This is a genomic window from Streptomyces lycii (assembly GCF_009735685.1).
In the GTDB taxonomy this organism is placed as follows: Bacteria; Actinomycetota; Actinomycetes; order Streptomycetales; family Streptomycetaceae; genus Streptomyces; species Streptomyces lycii.
This window is the reverse complement of the sequence record NZ_WHPN01000417.1, coordinates 1-4852: the sequence shown is the minus strand read 5'-3', so window position 1 is coordinate 4852 and position 4852 is coordinate 1. Positions and strand designations below refer to the sequence as shown.

3 protein-coding genes are annotated in these 4852 nt (G+C 71.5%); all 3 read left to right on the top strand.

Annotation, left to right across the window (positions count from 1 at the left end):
* On the top strand, positions 1-1005 hold a 1005-nt coding region (locus tag GCU69_RS29685; protein ID WP_235978789.1), incomplete at its 5' end, for an SUKH-4 family immunity protein.
* Positions 1006-1423: 418 nt separating this feature from the next.
* Positions 1424-2227 (top strand): ABC transporter ATP-binding protein, encoded by an 804-nt coding sequence (locus tag GCU69_RS29680; protein ID WP_098752288.1) that lies wholly within the window; start codon positions 1424-1426, stop codon positions 2225-2227.
* A complete protein-coding gene (locus GCU69_RS29675; protein ID WP_098752287.1) occupies positions 2224-4794 on the top strand; it encodes an ABC transporter permease in 2571 nt (856 codons plus the stop codon). The genes GCU69_RS29680 and GCU69_RS29675 overlap by 4 nt, the downstream gene beginning before the upstream one ends.
* The last annotated feature ends 58 nt before the right edge of the window (positions 4795-4852 follow it).

Sequence of the window (4852 nt, the reverse complement as noted above, 5' to 3'; positions counted from 1 at the left end):
CCGCAGTCCCCCGGCGGCCCGCCGATGGTCGGCCCCGGCTACATGGCGGTGCTGCGCTACCGCGCGCAGGACGGCTCCGAGCAGCAGATCATCCGCCGCTCCGCGTACGGCACGCCGCACCCGGAGTGGCAGATCCTGCACGAGCTGCGCGCCATGAACGTGCCGCCGCAGCAGGTGCTGGAGCTGCACACCGAACTGGAGTCCTGCGACCTGCCGGGCGGCTACTGCGCCCGGATGGTCGCGGAGACCTGGCCGCAGGTGCGGATCAGCAGCACCGCCGCGTACGGCCGCGACCACGCGACCCGCCAGCAGGGCGTACGGCATCTGATCGAGCACCAGGGCGAGCTGCACCAGGTCGCCGACGGCCCGGCGCGGCCCGCGCCGAACCGGGTGCCGCTGCCGCACCCGAGCCAGGTGCAGCAGGCCCCGCCGGTCCCGCCGGAGGGGCTGGCGCACGAGCTGGCTCAGGCGTTCGGCCCGCAGGGTCTGTTCCGGTTCGACCAGCGAGCGGTGTCCCGGCAGGGCGTGCCGGACGTGGTCGCGCAGACCCTCGTTTGGGCGGGACTGCCGGTCGACTTCGGCCCGTTCTTCTGGGCGCAGGCGCAGCCGGGCCACCCGGTGCCGACGCTGGCGGAGCTGGCGGCCGAGCGGGGCGTGCAGCCCGCCTCGGACGCGGGTTCGTATCTGGTGATGGGCAGCGACTTCGGCCGTCAGCTGTGCGTGCAGTACGGCACGGCGAACATCGTGGCCGTACCGCTGGAGGCCGGCCCGGGCGGGCAGCCCGCGGTGCCGCAGTTCGTCAACAGCGGGCTGCCGGAGTTCGTCCGCTGCATGGCGCTGCTCGGGCGGATGTGGCGGCTGCGCTACGGCCTGACACCGGACCAGGCCGGACGCTGGACGGTCGACTTCCAGGCGCAGCTCGCGGCGCTGGACCCGGCGTGCCTGTCGTCGCCGGAGAACTGGTGGTCGGTGCTGCTGGAGCAGATGTGGGACGGACTGCTCTGACCCGGCCGCACTGACCGCTCCTCCGTCTTCCCGAAGGGCCCGTACCGGGCACCTCCCGACGCACCGCGCGTGGGGACGTGCCCCGGTACGGGCCCTTCGCCGTGCCCGTGCGGCACCGGGCCCCTCACGCCGGAGGATGAGACCCCTAGGGGGACATCCGTACTTCGGGGCACCCCCCGGTTCGTACCGGCGGAGGACGATTCGCGCGGTCCGCTCTCCCTAGGCTGAGAGCGCACGTCCGAAGACGCGCAGCGAGGGGCCGGCCGGACCAAGGGGGGTGGGGCCTGCCCCACCCCAGGACGGCGCCGTTCCCCATCGTGGCGGGCCCGGCGTTCGGGGACGCTGGTTCCACTCCGCGGTGCGTGCTCGACCACCTTCGCGCCGGCGGACTTTCGAAACCCAACATAGGAGACATACCGTGACTACGGCTGTATCGATTCCCAGGACCGGGGGCAGTGGAGGTCGGACGGCCGTCGCCGCCAGGGCACGCCAGGTCGTCAAGGCGTACGGCACCGGGGAGACCCGGGTGCTGGCGCTGGACAACGTCGACGCGGACATCGAACGCGGGCGGTTCACCGCCATCATGGGCCCGTCCGGTTCGGGCAAGTCGACGCTGATGCACTGCCTGGCCGGGCTGGACACCGTCACGTCGGGGCAGATCTTCCTCGACGAGACCGAGATCACCGGCCTGAAGGACAAGAAGCTGACGCGGCTGCGCCGGGACCGGGTCGGTTTCATCTTTCAGGCGTTCAACCTGCTGCCCACCCTGAACGCCCTGGAGAACATCACGCTCCCCATGGACATCGCGGGCCGCAAGCCCGACAAGCCGTGGCTGGACCGGGTCGTGGAGACCGTGGGACTGGCGGACCGTCTCAAGCACCGGCCGACCGAGCTGTCCGGCGGCCAGCAGCAGCGTGTCGCCGTGGCCCGCGCGCTCGCCGCCCGGCCGGAGATCATCTTCGGGGACGAGCCGACGGGCAACCTGGACTCGCGGTCCGGCGCCGAGGTGCTGGGCTTCCTGCGGCGCTCGGTGGACGAGCTGGGCCAGACCATCGTGATGGTCACGCACGACCCGGTCGCCGCCGCCTACGCGGACCGCGCGCTGTATCTCGCGGACGGCCGGATCGTCGACGACATGGCGAACCCGACCTCCGAGAAGGTGCTGGACCGGATGCTGTCGCTCTCCGGTGAGGCCCCTGCGGTCTCCGGGAGGGCGTCATGACCGTCGTCAAGACCTCGATGCGCAACTTCTTCGCGCACAAGGGGCGGATGGCGCTGTCGGCCGTCGCGGTCATGCTGTCGGTGGCGTTCGTGTGCGGCACGCTCGTCTTCACCGACACCATGACGACCACGTTCGACAAGCTGTTCGCGAGCAGCTCGGCCGATGTCACCGTGACGCCGAAGAAGGACGACGACGCCCAGGAGACCGGCAGGCCGGACACCCTCCCCGAGGACCTGGTCGACCGGCTCGCCGGGGTGAAGGGCGCGGAGTCCGCCTACTCGGACGTCTACGACGAGCGGGTCACCCTCGTCAACGACAAGGGCGAGAACATCAGCCCGAGCACCGGCGCCCCCACCATCGCGGGCGACTGGGACAAGGGCGAGCAGGGCTCGATGGAGCTGGTCTCCGGGCACGCGCCGCGCGGCCCCACCGAGGTCCTCGTGGACGCCGACACCGCCGACAAGCAGGGCCTCGAGGCCGGCGACACGGTCAAGGTGATCTCCTTCGTCGCCACCACCGAGGCGAAGATCAGCGGCATCGCGAAGTTCACCACCACCAACCCCGGTGCCGCGCTCGTCTTCTTCGACCACGAGACCGCGCAGCAGCGGCTGCTGGACGACGCGGACGCCGTCAGCTCCGTACAGCTGATCGCCGCCGACGGTGTCACCGAGAAGCAGCTGAAGCAGTCCGTCACGGCCGAGCTGGGCGGCGGCTTCGAGGTCAGGACCAAGTCGGAGGAGGCGGACAGCGCCGCCGACGAACTCGGCTCCTTCCTCGACGTCATGAAGTACGCCCTCCTCGGCTTCGCCGGGATCGCCGTCCTCGTCGGCATCTTCCTGATCGTCAACACCTTCTCGATGCTGGTCGCCCAGCGCACCCGCGAACTCGGCCTGATGCGGGCCATCGGCTCCAGCCGCAAGCAGGTCAACCGGTCCGTGCTGGTCGAGGCGCTGATGCTCGGCGTCGTCGGCTCGGTCCTCGGCATCGGCGCGGGCATCGGTCTCGCCATCGGCCTGATGGAGCTGATGAGCCTCGCGGGCATGAACCTCAACACCTCCGAGCTGACGGTCAAGGCGACCACCCCGGCCATCGGTTTCGCGATCGGTGTCGTCGTCACCGTGATCTCCGCGTATCTGCCGGCGCGCCGGGCCGGCCGGGTCTCGCCGATGGCGGCACTGCGCGACGCGGGCACCCCGGCCGACGGCCGCGCGGGCACCGTCCGGGCCGTGATCGGGCTGCTGCTGACCGGCGCCGGGGCCGCCGCCCTGTTCGCGGCCTCGGCGGCCGAGAAGGCGGCCGACGGCTCGGCGTTCCTCGGCCTCGGCGTCGTGCTGACCCTGATCGGTTTCGTGATCGTCGGCCCGCTGCTCGCCGGGCTGGTGGTACGGGTGCTGAGCATCGTCGTGCTGCGGCTGTTCGGCCCGGTCGGGCGGATGGCCGAGCGCAACGCGCTGCGCAACCCGCGCCGTACCGGTGCCACGGCTGCCGCGCTGATGATCGGCCTGGCGCTGGTCGCCTCGCTGTCGGTGGTCGGCTCCTCGATGGTGGCCTCGGCCACCGACGAACTCGACAGGACCGTCGGCGCGGACTTCATCGTCCAGTCCGACACCGGCCAGCCCATCAGCAAGGGCGCGGAGCAGGCCCTCGCGGACCTGGAGAAGTCCGGCCGGCTCGAACACGTCACCGACTACAAGGTCGTCAACGTCACCCTGAGCCTCCCCGACGGCGAGAAGCAGAAGACCGCGCTGACCGCCGCCGAGCCGACGTACGCCCAGGACCTGCGCCAGGAGACCGTCGCGGGCCGGCTCTCGGCCGCCTACGGCGAGAACGCCATGTCGGTCGGCGAGAAGTTCGCCGAGGACCACGGCATCGCGCTCGGCGACGAACTGCCCGTGGCCTTCGTCGGCGGCGAGTCCGCAAAACTGAAGGTCGCGGCGATCACCTCGGACGGCTCGGCGGTCGACGCGGGCGCCATGTACGTCAACACCGCGACGGTCGGCGCCCATCTGCCGGCCGACAGGATGCCGCTGAACCAGATCATGTTCGCCAAGGCGGCCGGGGACGCGGACGCGGCGTACACGGCGGTCAAGGACCGGCTCGAGGAGTTCCCGCAGTACAAGGTCCGCGACCAGGCCGACTACAAGGAGACCCTGGAGGACCAGATCGGCCAGCTGCTCAACATGGTCTACGGCCTGCTCGCCCTCGCGATCATCGTCGCGGTCCTCGGCGTGGTGAACACCCTCGCCCTGTCGGTCGTCGAACGCACCCGCGAGATCGGCCTGATGCGCGCCATCGGCCTCTCCCGCCGCCAGCTGCGCCGCATGATCCGGCTGGAGTCGGTCGTCATCGCGCTCTTCGGCGCGCTGCTCGGCCTCGGCCTGGGCATGGGCTGGGGCGCCACGGCCCAGCAACTCCTCGCTCTGGAGGGGCTGGGCGTACTGGAGATCCCGTGGCCGACCATCACCGGAGTGTTCTTCGGTTCGGCGGTCGTCGGCCTGATGGCGGCCCTGGTCCCGGCGTTCCGCGCGGGCCGGATGAACGTCCTGAACGCCATCGCGACGGAATAGCGGGGGCGCCGGGCCCCGGCCGGCGCGCGGGCACGGCAGTGCCGGCGCACTCGGCCGG